This window comes from Streptomyces sp. NPDC005576, assembly GCF_042871745.1.
Lineage (GTDB): Bacteria > Actinomycetota > Actinomycetes > Streptomycetales > Streptomycetaceae > Streptomyces.
This window is the reverse complement of the sequence record NZ_JBIAJC010000010.1, coordinates 207,565-227,606: the sequence shown is the minus strand read 5'-3', so window position 1 is coordinate 227,606 and position 20,042 is coordinate 207,565. Positions and strand designations below refer to the sequence as shown.

Here is a 20,042-nt window from a genome sequence, read left to right as displayed (position 1 = left end):
TCACTTCGACGCGACCTGCCCACTCACCTCTCCAGCCGGAGCAGGAATAGCGATGGCAGATTCCCCGCCAACCTCGGGCCTCTCAACGAATTGATCGAGAAAACCCTCCAGTCGGGATACGACGAATTCCCACTCATCGAGAACAACAGAGGAAGCATTCAGAAGACCTGAGCGACCATGCAAAATATCCGATGACTTCTTGTAGATATGGCGAGACAGTCTAATTACGCCAAGAACCTCTCCATAGCTACCCTGCTCGACAAGGCCGAGCACAAAGGCTAGTTGAGCATCCGCACCGTTTGAAATTGTCGGAGGCCGATCCGGCTTGCAGACAAGCTTGTAGGCATCAGACGAGACCCTCTCGATCCGAAGCCTCAACTCCAGAACCTTGATTCTACGCAACGAGAGGTCGGTCACATCCATTCAGAAATCCCACTCACCAAGCGTCGAGCATGCATCAAGCCCTGCCTTGATCTCCAACTTCAGATCGGCCTTCGCTTCTTCTCCGCCATGTGCAGCGCTGTTCCACTTGGCGATGTGATGCCCACACGCTTGCCGAGCCTTGTCGACAGGGTGAGAAAGAGCCGGATCCAAAGAGATGATCTGCTTAGCTGCATCGAGTCGCTTGGTGGTTGTCATCGCTCCATCCAGAAGCCCCAGCGACGTAGCCACGTTCTCCCCAGAGAAAAGCGAGTATCGAACGATGCACTGCCTCAACGCATCATCCAGCGCCTGCCGCAACAACCCTCGAATAATCTGAACCTCATTGAGGTATCCCGTAGACGACACCTTGGGTGAGAACTGCCATACCGACTCCGCATCCCTAATAAGGACCCGCCAAAGCTCGTCGGTCTTCTCAACAGAAATCTCTCCCCGGATCCCATCACGACTCACGACCCACGCCTCGCACACATGACTCCGTGCCAGAAGATGCTCCTTCAAACGCTCATCGTGAGTTAGAACGATGACGCGCCTCCCCTTGGCCAGGTCGGAGATCACAGCGGCGAGCCTGTCAACCCTGATTTCATCGAACGAATGGACGGGATCGTCGAGGATCAGAAAATTGAAGGGTCCAGAACCAGCCGTCGCAAACAGCGGAGCAAGCAAGAAGGCATTTCTCTGCCCCGCGCTCAGCATGGCAAGTTCCAGCTTGTTCCCGTCAGCTCCCTGTACGGAGATTTCAGCTCGCGTCCGCTTGAGGCTTACCGATTCCAGGACGATTCCAGCATCTTTTAGTAGACGCTCTACCTGTACGCCGGCCTTTCCTTCGAAACGCACAGTGCGGCCAGCACGGAGACGGTCCTCAAGTTCACCGATACACTTGCGTGTCGCCTCCCAGAGGGGAGCAGACTCAGCTTCCTCATTCTCCTGCTCCCAGGCCGCGATGTATGGCTCTAGCGTCGCCCTACGCCCCCGTCGCCACTGAGCGGAAATATCACTCAGCTCGATCGCCTTACTATAAAGACCCTTCCAGGACTCTCCTGAAAGTTTCGCTCGAATTCCGAGGAATCTTGTCACTACAGGGGCAACAGGCTGTTCGCCGTACGCCTCAAATGTCGCCAGAAGAGCCGCGTACTCAGATCGGAAACCGTCGAGCAATGGTTCATCGAAATCTGCTACGCCTGAGACTATGTCGAGAACCATCGGGATGATCTCAACGGCTCCGCGAAGTGCCTTCAGTGAGGCGTTTGCCGCATTTCTCCTGGGGGCTGTCTCTGTAACACTTGCCAGGTTATCGGCAAGGCGCTGCACCCAATCGGAAACCTCGCTGTCGCAGACCGGGCAGATGTATCCGCAGTTAGCAACCTGCTCGACCTCTGAATGGAGAGAAGTCAGGTGAACCGCCAGACGATGGTGAACTGTAGGAACGTCCCCTAGCACCAACTCCAGAGCACGGTCGACATCGCGCAGCGAAGCATCCAGTCTTTCGATTCCAGCCGCTGTAACCTCAGGTAGCGCTGCTCCGACTTCGGTGAGGCCGTTCTCAGTCAGCCAGGCCCGTATGTCGCCCACATCCCCACTCCAGGACATGTCTGGAAGATGGTGCTGCGGTTCGAGTTCCAAGAAGTGGGCGTCTACCCTTGCCACTCTCTCCTTGGCGCTCTTGAGTGCGGCTGCGAGACGCTTACGACTAGCAGTTGCGGAAGAACTGATCTCCTCAACGCGACGTTCCAGGTGATCAAAGCAGCCACCGAGCGCGAGCAGATTCTCAATGTACCTCTGAAGATCTTCGTGCTGCTGCACACGCCTCTCTACATCGGCATACGAAAACACCGGCGGATGAGATTCCACGGCGTAACTCCAGGGGGTCTCCGAGATTTCAAAACTCGCAACTCCCCCGCTGGAAAGCTCACGGATGGAATCGAAGTTATTAACCTGCCCATCCTTGCCGATTCGAGCTGTAAGTCGAAGTGACTCTTCACCTCGCGTTAGAACGACTTCAACCGTAGATTCTTCTGCATCGCGGGCACAGTTCACTTTCTCCCATAGTGGACTCTTCCCGCTTCTTGCAGTCGCCGGAGCAACAGCCGCCCACCAGTCCGATCGACCCGAAAGCGCCGTCCGAATCCCATCAGAGATGCTCGACTTCCCAGACCCATTAGGCCCGTGAAGAATGGTCACGCCAGGCGTCGGGTCGAACTGGAAGAAAAAAGGAACAGTGGCGCCCTGAAAACCCTCGATCCTCAGTGAAACGAGGTCCCATGAAAGGCCACGCGTAGGATCCCATGCATCGATTCTCCCCGTTCCTCCGATCTCTTCGATCAGAGCGAGAAGGTTCCCCCAAGCCTGCCTCTTCTGGGGGCTGTTCGCACGAGCCTGTGCGAACTTGCTTTCCTCGGCAAGGTCCGCATACGTGAGGAGGCTCAGCTCGCTAGAGCCGGCCGAGGATCGGGCGTGACCGCCATCGGGGGCCGAACTGGTAGCCGTGTGACGATGAGGGTCCACCGATGCTCCCTGTGCAGAACGCTCCTTGCGATTTGCGATGCTACCCAGGTAACTAAAGCTGGTGCATGGGTTTTTGCCCGATTCCCTTCCCCTCCGCCTGATGCGCACGTGGTGGTCCACGCCTGGTCCACACACGATGATCCAAAGCGGCACACAGGCGATCCAGGGTGAGACAGGACCCATGCCGAAGGGGTGCCCCTCAATCGGGACACCCCTTCTGATCAGCACGTTCTCTGACCTGGCGGTGGGTGTGGGATTTGAACCCACGGTCACATCGCTGCGACGACGGTTTTCAAGACCGTTCCCTTAGGCCACTCGGGCAACCCACCCCGGTCCCCGGAGCGACGCGTCGCCGCCGGGGAACGGCCTACAGCCTAGCCGGTCAGCTGTCGCCCTTGCGCTCGCCCAGGGTGAGTTCGACGGTGGACTCCTTGCCGTCGCGCTCGTAGGTCAACGTGACCCGGTCGCCCGGCTTGTGGGTCCAGATCTCGCCGATGAGGGTCGGTCCGCTGTCGACCGGGGTGTCGTTGAACTTGGTGATGACGTCGCCCGCCTTCAGGCCCGCCTTGGCCGCCGGGCCGTCCGCGGCTACGGCCGAGGTGCCGGACGAGCCCTGGTCGGAGATGACCGCGCCGTCGCCGTTCTCCGACATGGTGACCGTCGCGCCGATGACCGGGTAGACGGGCTGGCCGGTCTTGATGAGCTGCTCGGCGACGTTCTTCGCCTGGTTGATCGGGATGGCGAAGCCGAGGCCGATGGAGCCGGCCTGGGTCTGGGCGCTGCTGCCGGTCGACTGGATGGCCGAGTTGATCCCGATGACCGCGCCGGTGGCGTCGAGCAGCGGGCCGCCGGAGTTGCCCGGGTTGATCGAGGCGTCCGTCTGCAGGGCGCTCATGTAGGAGCTGCTGCTGGAGGAGGAACCGTCACTGGAGGCGACCGGGCGGTTCTTGGCGCTGATGATGCCGGTGGTGACCGTGTTGGACAGGCCGAACGGGGCGCCGATCGCGATGGTCGAGTCACCGACCGCCACGTTGTCGGAGTTGCCGAGGGCCAGCGGGTTCAGACCGGACGGCGCGTTCTTCAGCTTGATGACCGCGACGTCGTACCCCTCGGCGCGGCCGACCACCTCGGCCTCGTACTTCTTGCCGTTGGAGAAGGTCGCGGTCAGTTCGCCGTTCTCCGCCGCGGAGGCCACCACGTGGTTGTTCGTGAGGATGTGGCCTTCCTTGTCGTACACGAAGCCGGTGCCCGTGCCGCCCTCGCCGTCGCCGTTCTTGGCGTCGATCGTGACCACGCTGGGGAGGGACTTGGCGGCCACCCCCGCGACCGTGCCGTCGGCGCGCTTGAGTGCCTTCGGGCTGTCCGCGGCGCTGATCGTCGTCGAACCGGTGGAGCCGTCGTCGTTGCTGTCCGCGGCCCAGAAGCCCAGCGCGCCACCGATGCCGCCGGCGACGAGCGCCGTCGCGGCGACCAGGGCGACGAACCCGCCCGCCCGGCGCTTGCCGGGGCCCTTGGGGGTCTGCTCGGCGGAGGCGCCCCAGACCGCGCCGCCGTTGCCGTCGCCACCGCCGGCGTACGCCGGTACGGCCGGCGGGGCCGGAGGCGGCCACGAACCCGCGGGCGCGGCGGTGTGCGGCGCCGGGTACGCCGGAGCGGCCTGCGGGGCCGGGTAGCCGGGCGCGGGCGTGTGCGGCGCCTGCGCGGGCGTGTGCGGCGCAGGGTAGCCCGGCGCGGGAGGGGTGCCGTACGGTCCGGCGGGCTCGACCGACGGGGAGGAGTCGTCGGCCCGACCATCCGCGTACGGCGGTTCCTGGGGCGGCTCGGCGTGTGCGGCGGGTCCGGTGGAGCCGTGCGCCGCCGGAGCCGCGTCTTCCTGATGTGCCGTCGCCGGTGCCTCGGGCCTCGGGGAGGTCTCCCGGCGGGGGTCCTCAGGAGCGGCGGCCGGCACGGGAGGTACTGACGGAGCGGGCGGTACGGCGGGGACCGCGGCGCCCTCGTGGCCCTCGTTCTCGGTGCTCACAGCTCTTTACTCCTCGGTTCCACTCGGCATTCGGCAAGAGATCCGCTCTGCAGTGTTCTGGACCCAAGCTTTGCCCAGAACACGTCAGGCCACTGTAAGCAGGACCTGTGCATCCGCACACCAATCTTTACATCAGACAAAACGGCACTCCCGGTACTCAGGCGGTCCCGCACTTCGTGGTGGATCGGCGGGCGGTGTCGGATGCGGTGCAGCCAGGGCGGGGGCGCATCCACAGACCGGATCTGTGTGCAGGTTTCGACCGGGCGGCGCGGTGCCGCAACCGTCGGCGCACACCCGTCCGAAAGCGGGGGCACCGCTGAGGAGTGCACGGCCCGCGCGTCGCGGTGACACCATGACGCGGTGACCGACGCGCAACAGCCCTCCAGCTCGCCTCCCATCCAGGTCGTGGCCCATCGCGGAGCCTCTGACGACGCCCCCGAGCACACCCTGGCCGCTTACCGGAAAGCCATCGAAGACGGCGCCGACGCGCTGGAGTGCGATGTCCGGCTCACCGCCGACGGACAGCTCGTCTGCGTGCACGACCGCCGGGTCAACCGCACCTCCAACGGGCGGGGCGCGGTCTCCGCGCTCGAACTCTCGGAACTCGCCGCGCTCGACTTCGGCTCGTGGAAGGACCGCGACGAGTCCCCGGACTGGGATCCGGTGCCCGGCGAACTCGCCTCCGTACTCACCCTGGAACGCCTGCTGGAACTGGTCACCGAGGTACGGGCGGCGGGCCGGCCCGTACAACTCGCCATCGAGACCAAGCACCCGACCCGATGGGCCGGACAGGTCGAGGAGCGGCTGCTGCGGCTGCTCAACGAATTCGGCCTCGACGCGCCGCCGGCCGAGGGCCCCTCGCCCGTACGCGTCATGAGCTTCTCCGCCCGGTCCCTGCACCGGGTCCGCACGGCGGCCCCCACCCTGCCCACCGTCTACCTGATGCAGTTCCTCACCCCCCGGCTGCGGGACGGGCGGCTGCCCGCCGGGGCGCGGATCGCCGGGCCGGGGATCCGGATCGTACGCAACCACCCCGACTACGTCCGCCGTTTGCACCGCGCCGGCCACCAGGTGCACGTCTGGACCGTGAACGAGCCGGAGGACGTGGCCCTCTGCGCCGAGCTGGGAATCGAGGCGATCATCACCAATCGCCCGAAACAGGTCCTTTCCCAGCTCGGACGTCTCTGACGACCGCCTCCGGACCCCTCACGCGGAGTGCACCGGCGCGTTCAGCGCGTGTCGAGCCGTTACGAGTGCGTCACCGGAGATACCCAAAACGGTTTCCGGCGCAGCTCAGAGGGGCATCCCCTTCGTGGCGTGGGGCAAAGGAGGTCTCGGGGGTGACGTTGGTGGTGGCACAAGAAGTGCCCACGTCGTCGAGCATGGCCGTTTCCCACGGTCCTGCGGGCGTGAGGCAGGCGCGACACTGTATGCGCGCACAACTACGGGACAACGGGGTCTCGGACGCAGTCGTCGACGACGCGGTCCTGATCCTGTCCGAACTCCTCAGCAACGCCTGCCGGCACGGCAGACCGCTGGGACAACACGTGGACGTCGGTGACGGCGACGTCCGCGCCGCTTGGCGCGTGGACCGCCGGGGCGGCCTGACCGTGGAGGTCACGGACGGAGGCGGGCCCACCCGGCCCACCCCCTCCACCCCCTCGGTGACGGCTCGGGGCGGACGCGGGCTGAACATCATCAGTGCCCTCTCCGAGAAGTGGGGCGTCAGGGACGACGCCCCGGGCGAGGTCACGGTCTGGGCACTGGTGGCGGCGGAGGAGCGGCCGGACGAGGTGGAGGGGCTCGACGGCCTCGACGGCCTCACCCGGCTGAACACCGGTGACGGGCGCCCGGGTCTCGAAGGGCTTCCAGGATTCGCGGGGCTGCCGGGATTCGACGGCCTCTCCGGCTTCGAGGACCTGGACCTCGACGGACTGTCCGCCCTGGACGACGCGAGCTGAAGACGGAGCGAGCGCACCGCAGCGCCGCACCGCTGTACGGCACGACGACACAGCCGTACGACACAGCCGGGCACACCCCGGCGGCAGAGCCGGACGACGGAGCCCGGCACCTCACCCCCCGTACCGGACCCATCCACCGGGACCACCCACGGGAACCACCCACGGGAACAAACACCGGAACCAGACACCGGAACCATGTACCGGGACATGTGCCGACGGCGCCCCCCGAAGACGCGGACGGCGGTCGGGTCCGGGGCGCGGGAGGCACTAGGCTCGCGCTTCAGAGCCTGTCGGGCGACCTCTGACCGGGCGGCCACGCCCCGGCACGCACGCTTTCCGCGTCGGCGGAATGCCCCAGTAGCTCCGCTACGAGGACATTCCGCCGCCCGGAACCGCACGCACCGGACCGCGTCCCCCGTCCGACCGCAGGTCACCCGGCAGGCTCTCCGACCGCACCGTCGCACCCGGGAGAATGCCGACCATGGCCAAGAAGCGCCCTCAGACGACCAAGGCCGCGAAGCCGCAGGTGAAGGACGGGGAGATCCCCGTCGTCGGGGCCCGCGAGCCCTGCCCCTGCGGTTCGGGACGCCGGTACAAGGCGTGTCACGGGCGCACCGCCGCGCACGCGGTCACCGAGCTGGTCCAGCGCCCGTTCGAGGGGCTGCCCGGGGAGTGCGACTGGGTCGCGCTGCGCGAGCTGGTACCCGCCGCGACCGTCCCGCTGACGCTGAAGGACGGACTGCCCGAGGGCGTCCCGTCCGTCACGCTCGCAACCGTGCTGCCGATGGCCTGGCCGGCGCTCCGCCGCGACGACGGCTCCATCCTTCTCGCCCTGCAGAACGACACCTCCACCGGTGACCTCAGCCGTGGTCTGGCCGACGCCCTCCAGCAGGCGCTGGAGGTTGCGCCCGGCACGCCGGTCGCCGCCCGCCGGATCGCCGCCGACGGTCCGCGCCTGCAGGACCTGCTCGCGACGGACGCGCCGTTCGAGCCCGTCGTCCACTCGGGCTTCGAGTTCTGGGTGCCGGACGCGGAGAACGCCACGGCCGAGGTGACCGCCTCCCTGGAGCGCGCCAACGCCGCCGCCATCCCGACCTCGCTGCTCTCCTCCGTGGACGCCGCGTACTGGTGCGAGACCCCGGAGAAGAACCACCTGCGCTGGGTCATGCCGCATCCCGAGGAGAAGCTCCTCGACGCGCTCGCCCGGCTGCACGCGGCCGGCGGTACCTCGCTCGGCGAGGGGACGCGGCTGGTCGGTTCGTTCCGCGCGCACGGTCTCGTCGTCCCGGTGTGGGACCTGCCGAGTGCGATGACCGCCGACGAGTGCGAGAAGCCCGCGGCCGAGTTCGCCGAGCGACTGGCCGGGGCGCTGGCCTCCGAGGCTCCGCTGACCGCCGAGGAGCGCCGGGCGCGTGGTGGGCTCACCAACCGCCAAGTGACGCTCAGCTGACAGTGACGAACCGCGAGTCCGACCGGTGACTCGCGTCACAACGAGCCGCGCCGACGAGTAAATCCCCGCCCGAATAGGCGAGATCGAATTTGCGAACGGCAGATCTCTTGTTACGGTTCTGAAAGCCCGGTCGCTGGTGCATCCCCCGTCGCCAGCGATCGGGCGTCTCCATTCCGGGTACGGCCCGGCCCGCGGCGAAGCCGTGAGCGGCCCGCCGCCCCGCGCACGAGGGCCTTGCCCCTCACGCCTCCCGCACGAAGGCCGGACACCGACCGGTTCACCCCACGCACCCGTGTCGCGAACGCCTGGCGCTCCGGCCCCAACCCGCCCCGCGCGGCGGCCCTTTGCCGCACCCCTGCCGAGCCACCCTCGGTATGCGCCGGGCCACGAGCGCCGGGAGCCACCGGTCCGCCGAGGCGTCAGCCGCCCCCGCGTCGCCGCACGACCGCGAACCCTCTCCCGCCCCGCCGCCCCCGGTGGCCGCCCCGCAGAACGGCACGCCGACACTCCGGCCGCCCGGTCGACGTCACCTCACGCGGGTTACCGCATACGAGAGTTGTGCGCCCCCTGTGCGTCCCCTGCGTATCCGTCACGTCGTAACGTGCACCTGCATCACGCGCCCTGCACCGGAAACGGACGGAAGTCCGGAGCTGCATTCCTTATTCGACAGGTATTCAGGAGCCGGGAACAGGGGAAACATTCCAGAAAGGCAGCCGGGCTCGAAAAGTCGGTCAAGAATTCGCATGGCCCGACCCCCTTCCCCCCCCGGCCCAAAATCCCGCGGCCAGGGGGCTCCGTCGAAAGTCGCACCGGAAGTCGCACCGGAAGTCACACGGGGAAGCCACCTCGGAAGGCACCCCGGAATGCACTGGGTGACGCTCTCCGCATGGCCGACCGAGCGACTCCTCGGTCGGGGAAGTGACGAAATGGCCGGATCACCCGACATGGACGCCTCTTACGGTTCGCCGCGTCCGTCCCTCAGTAGGCGAGCCGGCTCCCGCCGTCCGGCGCACCCGTACTCGCCGCCACGAGCGCGTCCAAGGCCGCCCCGACGTCCGGCAGCCACGGCGCGGCGCTCCCCGCAGAAGGCGGCCGCTCCCAGCGCACCTGGCTCTCGCTCTTCCCCTCGGGCGGCACCGCCAGATAACCGCCCTCACCGTGGAAACGCAGCGAACTGGGCACCCACTCCTGGGCGTGCAGCAGCTCGCCGAGGCGCTCCAGGGTGTACGGGCGTACCAGCAGCGCCCACCGGGTCGGCGTCGCGATCACCGGCCCGAGCCTCATGCCCCGCGCGTCCAGTACCGCGAGCGCCTGCGCGCCGCTCACCGCCGGCAGGCTCACGGCGCACGGCGCACGGCCGCCGGTGGCCAGCAGCACCGGGGCGGTGGGCCGCCCGGTCCACCACCACCGCACCATGCGCTCGTCCGTGGTGGCGGCGAGCAGGCCGGGATCGAAGGGGTGTGCGCCCGGTACCACGCACTCGGGGTCGGGACAGGCGCAGCCGCTCCGGGCCGCGGACAACCCGACACCGGGGAGGACGGGCCACTGCCGGTCGATGGCGCAGGTCAGCGCCGCGTCGAGCTGAGCGGTGCCGCCCCCACGCCGGAACCGGTTCCCGCGTCGCCTTCCGGGGATCTCGCGCATGAGCGCTCGTTCCTTTCCGTTGAACGCCGAGGTCCACGTCGCCGCCCGCGTATCGCACTGCTTCGCAACGACGGCGACTCTGACCGACGTAGATCACTGGGTTGATCACCGTGCGCAATCGTCGTGCGTGGATTGCCGCGCGGGATCATCGAGCGTGGATCATCGTGCGTGGATCAAGGTGCGCGCTTCACGAGCCGTGCGTCGCTCTGCGCCGATCACTCTGCGTGGATCACCGCGCGGACCTGAACCGCGCGTGCACGACAGTGCTTCCACGACCGTGCATTCATGGCCGTGCGTTCCCATGGCGGTGCAATTCCATGGCCGTACGTTCTTCGCCGTGCTGCGTTCTTCGCCGTGCGTTCTTCGCGTGCGTTCTTCGCTGGGCGTTCGTGACCGCGCGTGCTCACCGGACCGCACCGCCGGCGTGTGGCGGGCACCGGGCCGAGCGCGACGGAGCGAACCGGACCGAGCCTGAGTCGAACGGTCTTGCGGAGTCGAGCTGTCGAGAGCCGGACCACCTCGTGCGATCCAGCCGCGGCGGGACGAGAAAGAGCCACGCCGCGCACGCGCCGCCCGGAGCGAGGTCCCGCCGCCCCCGGGCGGTGGCCTCACGGACGAGGACGCCCGCTCCCGTCGCCGGGTTCCGGAGCGGCCCCAACTGCCCCACGCTTCAACGATTACGTACCCAGCAAGACCGGAATGACGCTCCGGCCCGCACAACACCCCGAAGGGCACTGCCCTGAGAACTCGACCAGTCGACCGCAAATACCTGCCGCCTGCGGCATTTTTCAGCCAAGTTGAGTACCTCGCGGACACCAGGAGTCTCGCTTGGACAATGCTGGACATCGCCTTACTTGTACGTGTACATGTGGATGCCTTGATAGTGGCGCAGAATGACAGGGGGGTTTGCGATGCTATTCGACGGAACTCGCCGGTCGGAAAGCCGGAGGCCATGAGCGCCCGACACCTGCCAAAAATGGCTGGAATCAATCCCACTGTTCCGGTTTCGACGCACACTCCGGAACCGCTGACCACGGTGCCGCCCGCACCGGCCGCCTTCCTCCAGGACCGCCTGGCCGGATGGGTCTCCGACCTCACCACCCTCCACGAACTCACCGAGCGGCTGGCCGGTACCCACACCCTCGACACCGCGCTCCCGGAGCTGCTGAGCGCCGGCGCGGCCCTCGTCGGCGCGCGCCGCGGCCTCCTGGCCCTCGAACCCGACGACGGGCGGGGCCCGCACACCACCATCGGCCTCGGTCTCGGCCACGCCGACCTCGGCGTCATCGAGACCGTCCCGCGAGCCGCCACCCCCCACGGCCGGGTCCTCGACGGACCGCCGGGCGCCACCGCACCGCTGAGCACCCCGGACCTCCTCGCCGAGGCGGACCTCGACCCCCGCCACCGCGAGGTCGCCGAACAGCTCGGATACGCCGCCAGCTACGCCCTGCCCCTCGCCTGCCGGTCCGGTGCCCGGCTCGGCGCGGCCGTCTGGTTCTACGACGAACCGGCCGAACCCCTGGAACGGCAACAGCACCTCGTCGGCCTCTACGGGAGGTACGCGGCCGAACACCTGGCCCGCCTCCTCGAACTCGAACACGCCCGGTCCGACCTGGCCGTCATCGCCGAGGAACTGCTGCCGAGCAGGTTGCCACGCGTCCCCGGCGTGCGGCTGGCCGCCCGTCACCGCCCCGCACCGGGCGGCGGCGGCGACTGGTACGACGCTCTGCCGCTTCCGGACGGCGCGCTCGGCCTCTCCGTGGGAGCCGCCGGCGGCTCCGGCCCGGGGGCGACGGCCGCGATGGGGCGGCTCCGCTCCGGGCTGCGTGCGTACGCCGTCATGGAGGGTGAGGACCCGGTGGCGGTCCTCTCGGACCTGGAGCTGCTGCTCCGTCTCACCGAACCCGCACGTACCGCGACCGCGCTCTTCGCGTACTGCGAACCGGCGCTACGCAGGGTCGTGCTGGCCGGCGCCGGGCACGCCCCGCCGCTCGTGATCGGCGACCGGCGCACCGCGTTCGTCGAGACCACCGTCTCCGCCCCGCTCGGCATGCTGGCCTGCTGGGAGGCGCCGAGCGTGGAATTCACCCCCGAGTCGGGCGAAACCGTTCTCCTCTACACCGACGGGCTGCTGCGCCGCACCGGCGACTCGACGGACCGGGCGTTCGCACGACTGCACGCCGCCGCCGCCGGGGTGCCGCGGGCCGCCCGCCGCGACCCGGAGGCGATCGCCGACCACGTACTGCGCACCCTGCTGCCCGGGAACACCTCCGCCGACCGCACGGACGACGTGGTGCTCCTCGCGGTGCGTTTCGACTGACCGGTCGGCGTCGCCCGCCGAAGCCGCCCGGCGTCCCGGCTCTCCGATGCGCTTCCCCGGGGAGGCTCTCGCGAGCGCTCTCCGGGGATGCTTACCGGAATCAATCCGTCCGCTTCCTGCATCCGTGCTGATCAGCCACGCTCTCCGGCCTCCGTACGCTCGGGTCCGTACCCCTGCGGTAAGAGGCCCTTCGCCCCTGGGCCCCCTTCCGTACGCCCGTACGATGGTGGAGCCCAGTGTCGTAGCAAGGAGAGACAAATCGTGTCCGACGAGCTCACCCCGGAGACCCCGGAAACCGAAGCGACCGAAGAGACCGAGCCGGTCAAGACCCGGAAGAACGGCCTGTACCCGGCCGTCTCCGACGAGCTCGCCGAGAACATGAAGTCGGGCTGGGCCGACACCGAGCTGCACGGCCTCGCGCCGCTGCCGCAGGCCGCGCACACCGCCGCCCGCCGCGCCGCTCTCTCCGCGCGCTTCCCGGGCGAGCGCCTCGTCGTCCCCGCGGGCCACCTGAAGACCCGCGCCAACGACACGGAGTACGCGTTCCGCGCCGCCACCGAGTACGCCTACCTCACCGGTGACCAGACCCAGGACGGCGTACTCGTCCTGGAGCCGAAGACCGGCGAGGACGGCCACGACGCGACCGTCTACCTGCTGCCGCGCTCCGACCGTGAGAACGGCGAGTTCTGGCTCGACGGCCAGGGCGAGCTGTGGGTCGGCCGCCGTCACTCCCTCGCCGAGGCCGAGCAGGTGCTGGGCCTCCCCGCGAAGGACGTCCGCGAGCTCGCCGCCGCGCTGAAGGAGGCCACAGGACCCGTCCGCGCCGTCCGGGGTTACGACGCCGGCATCGAGACCGCCCTGACCGACAAGGTCACCGCGGAGCGCGACGAGGAACTGCGGGTGTACCTCTCCGAGGCGCGCCTGGTGAAGGACGAATTCGAGATCGCCGAGCTCCAGAAGGCGTGCGACATCACCGCGCGCGGCTTCGAGGACGTCGTGAAGGTGCTCGACAAGGCCGAGGCGACGAGCGAGCGCTTCATCGAGGGCACGTTCTTCCTGCGCGCCCGCATCGAGGGCAACGACATCGGCTACGGCTCGATCTGCGCCGCAGGCCCGCACGCCACCACCCTGCACTGGGTCCGCAACGACGGCGCCGTCCGCTCCGGCGAACTCCTGCTGCTCGACGCCGGCGTGGAGACCAACGAGCTCTACACCGCCGACGTGACGCGGACCCTGCCGATCAGCGGCACCTTCTCGCCGCTCCAGCGCAAGATCTACGACGCGGTCCACGCGGCGCAGGAGGCCGGCATCGCCGCCGTGAAGCCCGGCGCCGACTTCCGCGACTTCCACGACGCCGCGCAGCGCGTGCTCACCGAGCACCTCGTCGCGTGGGGCCTGCTCGGCGACCTGACCGTCGAGAAGGTCCTGGAGTTGGGCCTCCAGCGCCGCTGGACCCTGCACGGCACCGGCCACATGCTCGGCATGGACGTCCACGACTGCGCCGCCGCGCGCACCGAGACGTACGTCAACGGCACGCTGGAACCGGGCATGTGCCTGACGGTGGAGCCGGGTCTGTACTTCCAGACCGACGACCTGACGGTGCCGGAGGAGTACCGCGGCATCGGCGTCCGGATCGAGGACGACATCCTCGTCACCGAGGACGGCAACCGGAACCTCTCCGACAAGCTGCCGCGCGGCGCCGACGAGATCGAGACCTGGATGGCCGGCCTCAAGGGCTGACGCCCACCGCACGGGAACCGCGCCGGGGCGCGCCGCTCAGGAGACCATGAGCAGCGCGCCCTCGCGCCATTTCAAGGTCTTGTCGAAGCTCACCACGGTGCCGCGTCCCGGCCGGTTGCCGATGTGGACGTGGTCGGCGAGCTGTTTGATGAGCCCGAGGCCGCGGCCGCTCTCGGCCACGTCCCACGGGTCGGAGGCGCACTCCGGCCTGGTCGCCGGCGCGCCGGCGGTATCGGAAGGATGTGCCGCGGGGCAGAGGGCGCGCCGGGCGGGGAAGCCCGGTCCGGAGTCCGCGACCTCGATACGGCACGTCTCGCCGTCCAGATAGGCGGTGACCCGGTACTGATCACAGACGCCCGTGGGCCGGTCGGTGGCGGCCCGGCCGGGGGGCGCACCTCCGGGATCCCGGAGATCCCCCAGGCCCCCCAAGTCGTCGGAGCGGTCCCCGCCGTGTTCCACGGCGTTGGCACAGGCCTCGGTGAGCGCGACCGACAAGTCGTACGAGATGTCCGGATCCACGCCCGCCGTCTCCATGCTGCCGAGGAGGAATCGACGGGCGAGCGGAACGCTCGCGGCTTCGCGCCGCAAATGGAGTGACCACCACATGCTCATGCTCCAGCCTCCTGGCTGCGGCTCGACATACCGATACGTATTGCCGTGGAGGGCACACCGTAAGCACGGTTCCTCCGTGATGGCCCTCATTCGGCGGACGCGAATATTCCGCTTGCGGTGTATGCCCGGCCCCACGGGCCGAACCCACGAGGCCTGCACACCTCTGCCACCAGCTACAACGACCGTCCCACCCGTCACGTTCTGCATCTCGTGCAACAGTTCCGCTTCCCGCGCAACGCACCCCGAACGGTACGGAAGATGACGTTCCGGACCTGCCGCCCCACGGGCGGGGGCGCAGTGCGATGATGGCCCGGCCATGTCTACGCCTGACGCACGGTCCGTCACACGCGCCGGAGCCGGTCTGCGGCTCCTCAGGGCCTCGGTGTTCGCCGCGGTCTGTGTCGTGCTGTCCGCCGCGGGACATGGCCTCGCCTCCACCTCCGCCGTGCCGTGGTGGGCGCTGCTCTGCGGGTTCTTCGTCGTGCTCGCGGCGGTGGCACCGCTGGCCGGGCGGGAGCGGTCACTGCCGTCGATCGCCGCGGTCCTGGCCGGCGGACAGCTCGCGCTGCACACGCTCTTCGGGCTCGCCCACCCCATGACGGCCGCCGCCATGGGCGCATCCCCCGCGGCCCCGGCCACCGGGGACGCGTCGCTCGTCCGGTTCGCCGCCTCGCTGGTCTGCGGGGACACCGCCGGATCGATCAGCGTCGCCCAGGCCCACCGCATCGTCACGGAGGCGGGCGTCGATCCGGCGACCGCGACGGGCGCCCACGTCCACCTCGCGTCCGCCGCCGCCACGGCCGCCACGTCCTCCGTGACCGGCTCCGCGGCGGGGCTCCTGCCCGGCCTGCCGATGATCCTCGGCCACCTGCTGGCCGCACTCGCCACGGGCTGGCTGCTGCGCAGGGGCGAGGTGGCGCTCTTCGGGCTGGCGCGGCTCTCCGCGCACGGCGGGCGGGAACTCGCCGCCGCCGCGCGGCTGCGCTCCCTGCGGGCTGCGCTCGCGCTCGTACGGGTCCTGCGTGCCGGGTTCCCGGGAGCCCAGACCGCCGGGCCGCGCCCGGCCCGTACCCCCGTGGACGCCCCGGCTCCGGCCACCGGCGATCCATTGCAGCATCTGGTGATCAGGCGCGGGCCTCCCGCCGCGTACGCCCTCGCAGCCTGACGCGACGACTTTCCCCCGTGCCGTACGCCGGCACCGCGGGGCGGAGGTGTCGTGATGCCGTCGCGCTCCCGCGCGCCGGACCACCGTTTCCCATGCCCAGTGGAGTGATCCCTGCCATGAACGTTTCCCGTATCGCCGTCGCGGGCGGCATCGCCGCGACCACCGTCCTGCTGCTCGCCGGTCCCGCCTCCGCCCACGTCGGTGTGCAGCCCCAGGGGGAGGCGGCGAAGGGCGGTTACGCCACCATCAACTTCAAGGTCCCCAACGAGCGCGACAACGCCTCGACGGTGAAGCTCGAAGTCAACTTCCCCACGGACCACCCGCTCTCCTCGGTCAGCCCGCAGGCCGTGCCGGGGTGGAAGATCGACGTCACCAAGGCCACGCTCGCCAAGCCGCTCGATGTCCACGGCAAGAAGGTGACCGAGGCCGTCTCCAAGGTCACCTGGACGGCCGACGCCTCCGCCGCGATCAAGCCCGGGTACTTCCAGCAGTTCCCGCTCTCGGTGGGCCAGCTCCCCGACGACACCGACCAGCTCGTCTTCAAGGCGCTCCAGACGTACAGCAACAAGGAAGTCGTCCGCTGGATCGAGGAGACCCCGGCGAGCGGCGAGGAGCCCGAGAACCCGGCGCCGGTCCTGACCCTGACCGACGCCGCGACGGATGCCCACGGCGCCGCCGCCGACTCCAAGAGCACCGGCACCGACGCGTCGGCGGAGGCCGGTCACACCACCACGGCCACCGCGTCGTCCGACGGGACGAGCGACAGCACCGCACGAGTGCTGGGCGTCGTCGGCATCGTCCTCGGCATCGCGGGCGTCGCGTTCGGCGTCCTCTCCCGCCGCCGTACCGTCTGACCCACCCGGGCCCACCGTCCGGCCGTGCCGGGCCGGGTGCACGCGCGCCCGGCCCGGCCGCCGGAACGCCCCGAGCCATCCACCGCACCACAGACCAGGACACATCCTTCATGCGCACCAAGAAACTGGCGCCGGCCCTCGCGTTCGCCGCGGCGGCGGCACTGGCACTGACCGCCTGCGGCTCGAACGACGACACCGCCGCGAAACCGGTGGCCGACGTCTCCACGTCCACCACCACCCGGGCCGCCACCGTCCTCGACCAGCCGTTCACCAAGCCGGACCTCGTCCTGACGGACACCCACGGCAAGACGTACGACCTCCGCGAGGAGACCAGGGGCAAGCCGACGCTCATCTACTACGGCTACACCAACTGCCCGGACGTGTGCCCGTTGACCATGAGCAACATCGCGCTCGCCAAGCGCGCGCTGCCCGCCGCCGAGCAGGACGAACTCCGGGTCGTCTTCATCACCACCGACCCCGAGCGCGACACCCCGGCCTCCCTGGGCGCCTGGCTCAAGGCCCAGGACCCCGACTTCATCGGCCTCACCGGCGACTTCAGGACCATCCAGGCGGGCGCCCGGTCGATGGGCATCGGCATCGACCCGGCGACGACGGAGAAGGACGGCACCGTCGTCTCCATGCACGGCGCCCAGGTCATGGCGTTCTCGCCGAAGACCGACGCCGGATACGTCATCTACAGCGAGGACACCACCGCAGACGACTACACCGCGGACCTCCCCGCACTCATCCGGGGGGCGAAGCCGTGACAGGCCGGACGGTCCTCGCCGGTGGGCTGGCCCTCGTGACGGGCCTGACCCTCGCCGGGTGCTCCTCCGCGGGCTCCCCCGAGCTGAAGGTCGTCGGGGCCTTCATGCCGCAACCGGTCAGCGACATCGCGGCGGCGTTCCTCGTCGTGGAGAACAAGGGCGGCGCCACCGACCGGCTGACCTCCGTGACCAGCTCGATCTCCGACCACGTCACGATCCACGAGACCAAGGGCCAGGCCATGCGGATGGTCTCGTCCTTCGAGGTCCCCGCCAACGGCGAACTGGACCTGGAACGCGGCGGCAGCCACATCATGTTCAGCGGACTCAAGCGGCAGCCGAAGCGGGGACAGAAGATCTCCGTGGAACTGCACTTCGAGAAGACCGGCCCCATCACGGTCGACCTCCCCGTCGAGGAGACGACCTACAACCCGGCGAAGCAGTGAGGGACTGAACCCACCATGACAGCCACCGCCCCGCACGCAGGTCGTGTCCGGCCTTCCCCGACAGGCCGGCCGCTCACCGCGTCCGCGCTCCTCGCCACGCTGACCGGCCTGTTCTTCGGCCTGATGCTGGTGTGCGCGGCCCCCGCGTCCGCGCACGCCGCCCTCACGGGGAGCGACCCGCAGGACGGGGCGGTGGTCGACGCCGCACCTCAGAACGTCACCCTCTCCTTCTCCGAGTCCGTCTCGCTGAGCGACGACGCGATCCGGGTGCTCGACCCGTCCGGCGCTCGGGCCGACACCGGTGACCCGCGTGCGGTGGGTGACGGCAAGGCCGCCCGGTACGCCGTCACGCTCCACTCCGGACTTCCCGACGGCACCTACACCGTGGCCTGGCAGGCGGTCTCCGCCGACAGCCACCCCGTCTCGGGCGCGTTCACCTTCTCCATCGGCGCACCGTCCACCACCACCGTCGCGCTGCCCACCCAGGCAGCGGGCGGCGGAGTGGTCGGCGTGCTCTACGGCATGGCGCGCTACGCCGCCTACGCCGGCTTCATCCTGCTCGCGGGCGGCTCCGCGTTCGTCCTCGCCTGCTGGCGGGGCGGCGCCTCGGTCCGCCCGCTGCAACGGCTCGTCCTCGGCGGCTGGATCACCCTCACCGCGTCCACCCTGGTGATGCTGGCGCTGCGCAATCCGTACACCGGCAGCGGGAAGCTCGCCGACGCCTTCGATCTCGCCGGCCTCCAGGCGTCCCTGGAGACAAAGCCGGGCGCCGCACTGGTCTCCCGGCTGCTCCTGCTGGGCGCCTCCGCGCTCTTCGTCGCCGTGCTGTTCGGTACGTACCCCCGGCGCGAGGACGAGGAGGAACGCAAGGACCTCACCTTCGGCCTCTCGCTCGGCGGAGCGGTCGTCGCCACCGGCATCGCGGGCACCTGGTCGCTCGCCGAACACGCCTCCACCGGCATTCAGCCGGGCATCGCCATGCCGGTCGACATGGCGCATCTGCTGGCCGTCGCGGCCTGGCTGGGTGGTCTGGCCTCACTGCTGACCGCCCTGTGCCGCGCCCCCGAACTGCCCGTCGGCGCCGTACGCCGCTTCTCGCGGATGGCGTTCGGCAGTGTGGTGGTGCTCGCCGGAACCGGGCTCTACCAGTCCTGGCGCCAGGTCGGCTCCTGGTCCGCGCTCACCGGCACCACCTACGGCCGGCTGCTGCTGGTGAAGGTCGGGCTGGTCGCGGTCCTCGTGGGCGTCGCCTGGATCTCCCGGCGCTGGACGGGACGGCTGACGGGCGCCGAGGCGTCCGGGACCTTGCCGGCGCCCGAGGAGACAGCGACGGGCACGGAGACGGGGACGGGGACGGGGACCAAGGCGGAAAGGGAGACGGAGGAGGAGGGGGAGGCGGCCGGACTCGTCACGGTCTCGGCCACCGAGTCCGTCACCGAGTCCGTCACCGAGTCCGTCACCGCTACCGGCGCGGGAGGGGTGAGCACGAGCACGGACCCCGGGCGGGCCGCCCAACTCGCCCGCCAGCAGGCTGCCCTGACGGCGACGAGGGTGAGGAAGGCCCGTGACGCCGACCCCGGTCGCTCCGGACTGCGCCGCTCGGTCCTCGTCGAGACCGGCATAGCCGTCGTCCTGCTGGCCGTCACCACCCTCCTCTCGTCGACCGAGCCGGGCCGTACGGAGGAGGAGGCCGCGCGGACCAACGTCGCCGCCGCTCCGGCCGTCGCCCAGCCGGTCACGGTGACCCTGCCCTTCGACACCGGCGGCATCAACGGCAAGGGAACCGTCCAACTGGACCTCGACCCCGGCCGGACCGGCTCCAACGACCTCCACCTCTGGATCGAGGACGGGAAGGGCACCGCGATGGAGGTACCGGAGGTACGGCTCGCGCTCACGCTGGAGGCGAAGGGCATCGGCCCCCTGCCGGTCGTCCCCGACCGGCTCGCCGAGGGCCACTGGGCCGCGAGCGGCGTCCAGATCCCGATGGCGGGCGAGTGGAGACTCGCGGTCACCGTCCGCACCTCGGACATCGACCAGACCACCGTCGACAAGAACGTGAAGATCGGCTGACCGACGTGAGCGAACGGAACACGAACGTGCAGAGCCCCCGGGAGCGCGCC

General features: G+C 69.5%; 15 protein-coding genes and 1 tRNA gene. 10 read left to right on the top strand and 6 right to left on the bottom strand.

Translation table 11 applies throughout. The annotated features are described in order from the left end of the window. The 4 genes from ACFYPN_RS19805 to ACFYPN_RS19790 form a co-directional block, all read right to left on the bottom strand. Positions 1–423, bottom strand: coding sequence for a hypothetical protein (locus ACFYPN_RS19805; protein WP_358759606.1), 423 nt, complete (start codon positions 421–423; stop codon positions 1–3). After that, entirely contained in the window at positions 424–2,946 is a 2,523-nt protein-coding gene (locus ACFYPN_RS19800) for an AAA family ATPase (RefSeq protein ID WP_358759604.1), read from the bottom strand. A gap of 239 nt (positions 2,947–3,185) precedes the next feature. Then, a tRNA-Ser gene (locus ACFYPN_RS19795) sits at positions 3,186–3,275 on the bottom strand. 53 nt (positions 3,276–3,328) lie between these two features. Then, the gene (locus tag ACFYPN_RS19790; RefSeq protein WP_358759602.1) at positions 3,329–4,966 is read right to left on the bottom strand and encodes a trypsin-like peptidase domain-containing protein; all 1,638 of its coding nucleotides are present in this window, start codon (positions 4,964–4,966) and stop codon (positions 3,329–3,331) included. 360 nt (positions 4,967–5,326) lie between these two features. Between ACFYPN_RS19790 and ACFYPN_RS19785 the strand changes: the two genes are divergently transcribed. The 3 genes from ACFYPN_RS19785 (at position 5,327) to ACFYPN_RS19775 (ending at position 8,377) form a co-directional block, all read left to right on the top strand. Beyond that, positions 5,327–6,154 carry a glycerophosphodiester phosphodiesterase gene (locus tag ACFYPN_RS19785; protein ID WP_358759601.1) on the top strand — a complete coding sequence of 276 codons (828 nt, stop codon included), beginning with the start codon at positions 5,327–5,329 and terminating at the stop codon, positions 6,152–6,154. Positions 6,155–6,219: 65 nt separating this feature from the next. Then, the gene (locus ACFYPN_RS19780) at positions 6,220–6,927 is read left to right on the top strand and encodes an ATP-binding protein (RefSeq protein ID WP_389299708.1); all 708 of its coding nucleotides are present in this window, start codon (positions 6,220–6,222) and stop codon (positions 6,925–6,927) included. Between the two features lie 481 nt (positions 6,928–7,408). After that, positions 7,409–8,377, top strand: a complete 969-nt coding sequence (locus tag ACFYPN_RS19775) for a DUF5926 family protein (RefSeq protein WP_358759599.1) — start codon at positions 7,409–7,411, stop codon at positions 8,375–8,377. A gap of 978 nt (positions 8,378–9,355) precedes the next feature. Here ACFYPN_RS19775 and ACFYPN_RS19770 read toward each other — a convergent pair. Continuing rightward, positions 9,356–10,021 carry a bifunctional DNA primase/polymerase gene (locus tag ACFYPN_RS19770; RefSeq protein WP_358759597.1) on the bottom strand — a complete coding sequence of 222 codons (666 nt, stop codon included), beginning with the start codon at positions 10,019–10,021 and terminating at the stop codon, positions 9,356–9,358. Between the two features lie 835 nt (positions 10,022–10,856). Here ACFYPN_RS19770 and ACFYPN_RS19765 point away from each other — a divergent pair. Both ACFYPN_RS19765 and ACFYPN_RS19760 read left to right on the top strand, forming a co-directional pair. After that, entirely contained in the window at positions 10,857–12,341 is a 1,485-nt protein-coding gene (locus ACFYPN_RS19765; RefSeq protein WP_389299705.1) for a PP2C family protein-serine/threonine phosphatase, read from the top strand. Between the two features lie 261 nt (positions 12,342–12,602). Further along, entirely contained in the window at positions 12,603–14,081 is a 1,479-nt protein-coding gene (locus ACFYPN_RS19760; RefSeq protein ID WP_389299702.1) for an aminopeptidase P family protein, read from the top strand. 36 nt (positions 14,082–14,117) lie between these two features. Here ACFYPN_RS19760 and ACFYPN_RS19755 read toward each other — a convergent pair whose 3' ends face one another. Then, positions 14,118–14,693, bottom strand: a complete 576-nt coding sequence (locus ACFYPN_RS19755) for an ATP-binding protein (RefSeq protein ID WP_389299699.1) — start codon at positions 14,691–14,693, stop codon at positions 14,118–14,120. A gap of 316 nt (positions 14,694–15,009) precedes the next feature. Here ACFYPN_RS19755 and ACFYPN_RS19750 point away from each other — a divergent pair, with 316 nt between their 5' ends. From ACFYPN_RS19750 to ACFYPN_RS19730, 5 genes are all read left to right on the top strand, one after another. After that, positions 15,010–15,858, top strand: a complete 849-nt coding sequence (locus ACFYPN_RS19750) for a hypothetical protein (RefSeq protein WP_358759589.1) — start codon at positions 15,010–15,012, stop codon at positions 15,856–15,858. A 116-nt stretch (positions 15,859–15,974) separates the two neighbouring features. Beyond that, positions 15,975–16,712: a YcnI family protein gene (locus ACFYPN_RS19745; RefSeq protein ID WP_389299696.1), complete on the top strand. Its 738-nt coding sequence runs from the start codon at positions 15,975–15,977 to the stop codon at positions 16,710–16,712. Between the two features lie 110 nt (positions 16,713–16,822). After that, positions 16,823–17,479, top strand: a complete 657-nt coding sequence (locus tag ACFYPN_RS19740; RefSeq protein WP_358759585.1) for an SCO family protein — start codon at positions 16,823–16,825, stop codon at positions 17,477–17,479. Beyond that, positions 17,476–17,922 carry a copper chaperone PCu(A)C gene (locus ACFYPN_RS19735; RefSeq protein WP_358759583.1) on the top strand — a complete coding sequence of 149 codons (447 nt, stop codon included), beginning with the start codon at positions 17,476–17,478 and terminating at the stop codon, positions 17,920–17,922. The genes ACFYPN_RS19740 and ACFYPN_RS19735 overlap by 4 nt, the downstream gene beginning before the upstream one ends. A 15-nt stretch (positions 17,923–17,937) precedes the next feature. Beyond that, a complete protein-coding gene (locus ACFYPN_RS19730; RefSeq protein ID WP_389299692.1) occupies positions 17,938–19,992 on the top strand; it encodes a copper resistance CopC/CopD family protein in 2,055 nt (684 codons plus the stop codon). The last annotated feature ends 50 nt before the right edge of the window (positions 19,993–20,042 follow it).

Bases quoted from the DNA above. Each gene is read 5' to 3' on its own strand.
- ACFYPN_RS19765 (WP_389299705.1), top strand. From the start codon at position 10,857: ATGCTGGACATCGCCTTACTTGTACGTGTACATGTGGATGCCTTGATA.
- ACFYPN_RS19770 (WP_358759597.1), bottom strand. From the start codon at position 10,021: ATGCGCGAGATCCCCGGAAGGCGACGCGGGAACCGGTTCCGGCGTGGG.
- ACFYPN_RS19745 (WP_389299696.1), top strand. From the start codon at position 15,975: ATGAACGTTTCCCGTATCGCCGTCGCGGGCGGCATCGCCGCGACCACC.
- ACFYPN_RS19775 (WP_358759599.1), top strand. From the start codon at position 7,409: ATGGCCAAGAAGCGCCCTCAGACGACCAAGGCCGCGAAGCCGCAGGTG.
- ACFYPN_RS19805 (WP_358759606.1), bottom strand. From the start codon at position 423: ATGGATGTGACCGACCTCTCGTTGCGTAGAATCAAGGTTCTGGAGTTG.
- ACFYPN_RS19755 (WP_389299699.1), bottom strand. From the start codon at position 14,693: ATGAGCATGTGGTGGTCACTCCATTTGCGGCGCGAAGCCGCGAGCGTT.
- ACFYPN_RS19730 (WP_389299692.1), top strand. From the start codon at position 17,938: ATGACAGCCACCGCCCCGCACGCAGGTCGTGTCCGGCCTTCCCCGACA.
- ACFYPN_RS19750 (WP_358759589.1), top strand. From the start codon at position 15,010: ATGTCTACGCCTGACGCACGGTCCGTCACACGCGCCGGAGCCGGTCTG.
- ACFYPN_RS19740 (WP_358759585.1), top strand. From the start codon at position 16,823: ATGCGCACCAAGAAACTGGCGCCGGCCCTCGCGTTCGCCGCGGCGGCG.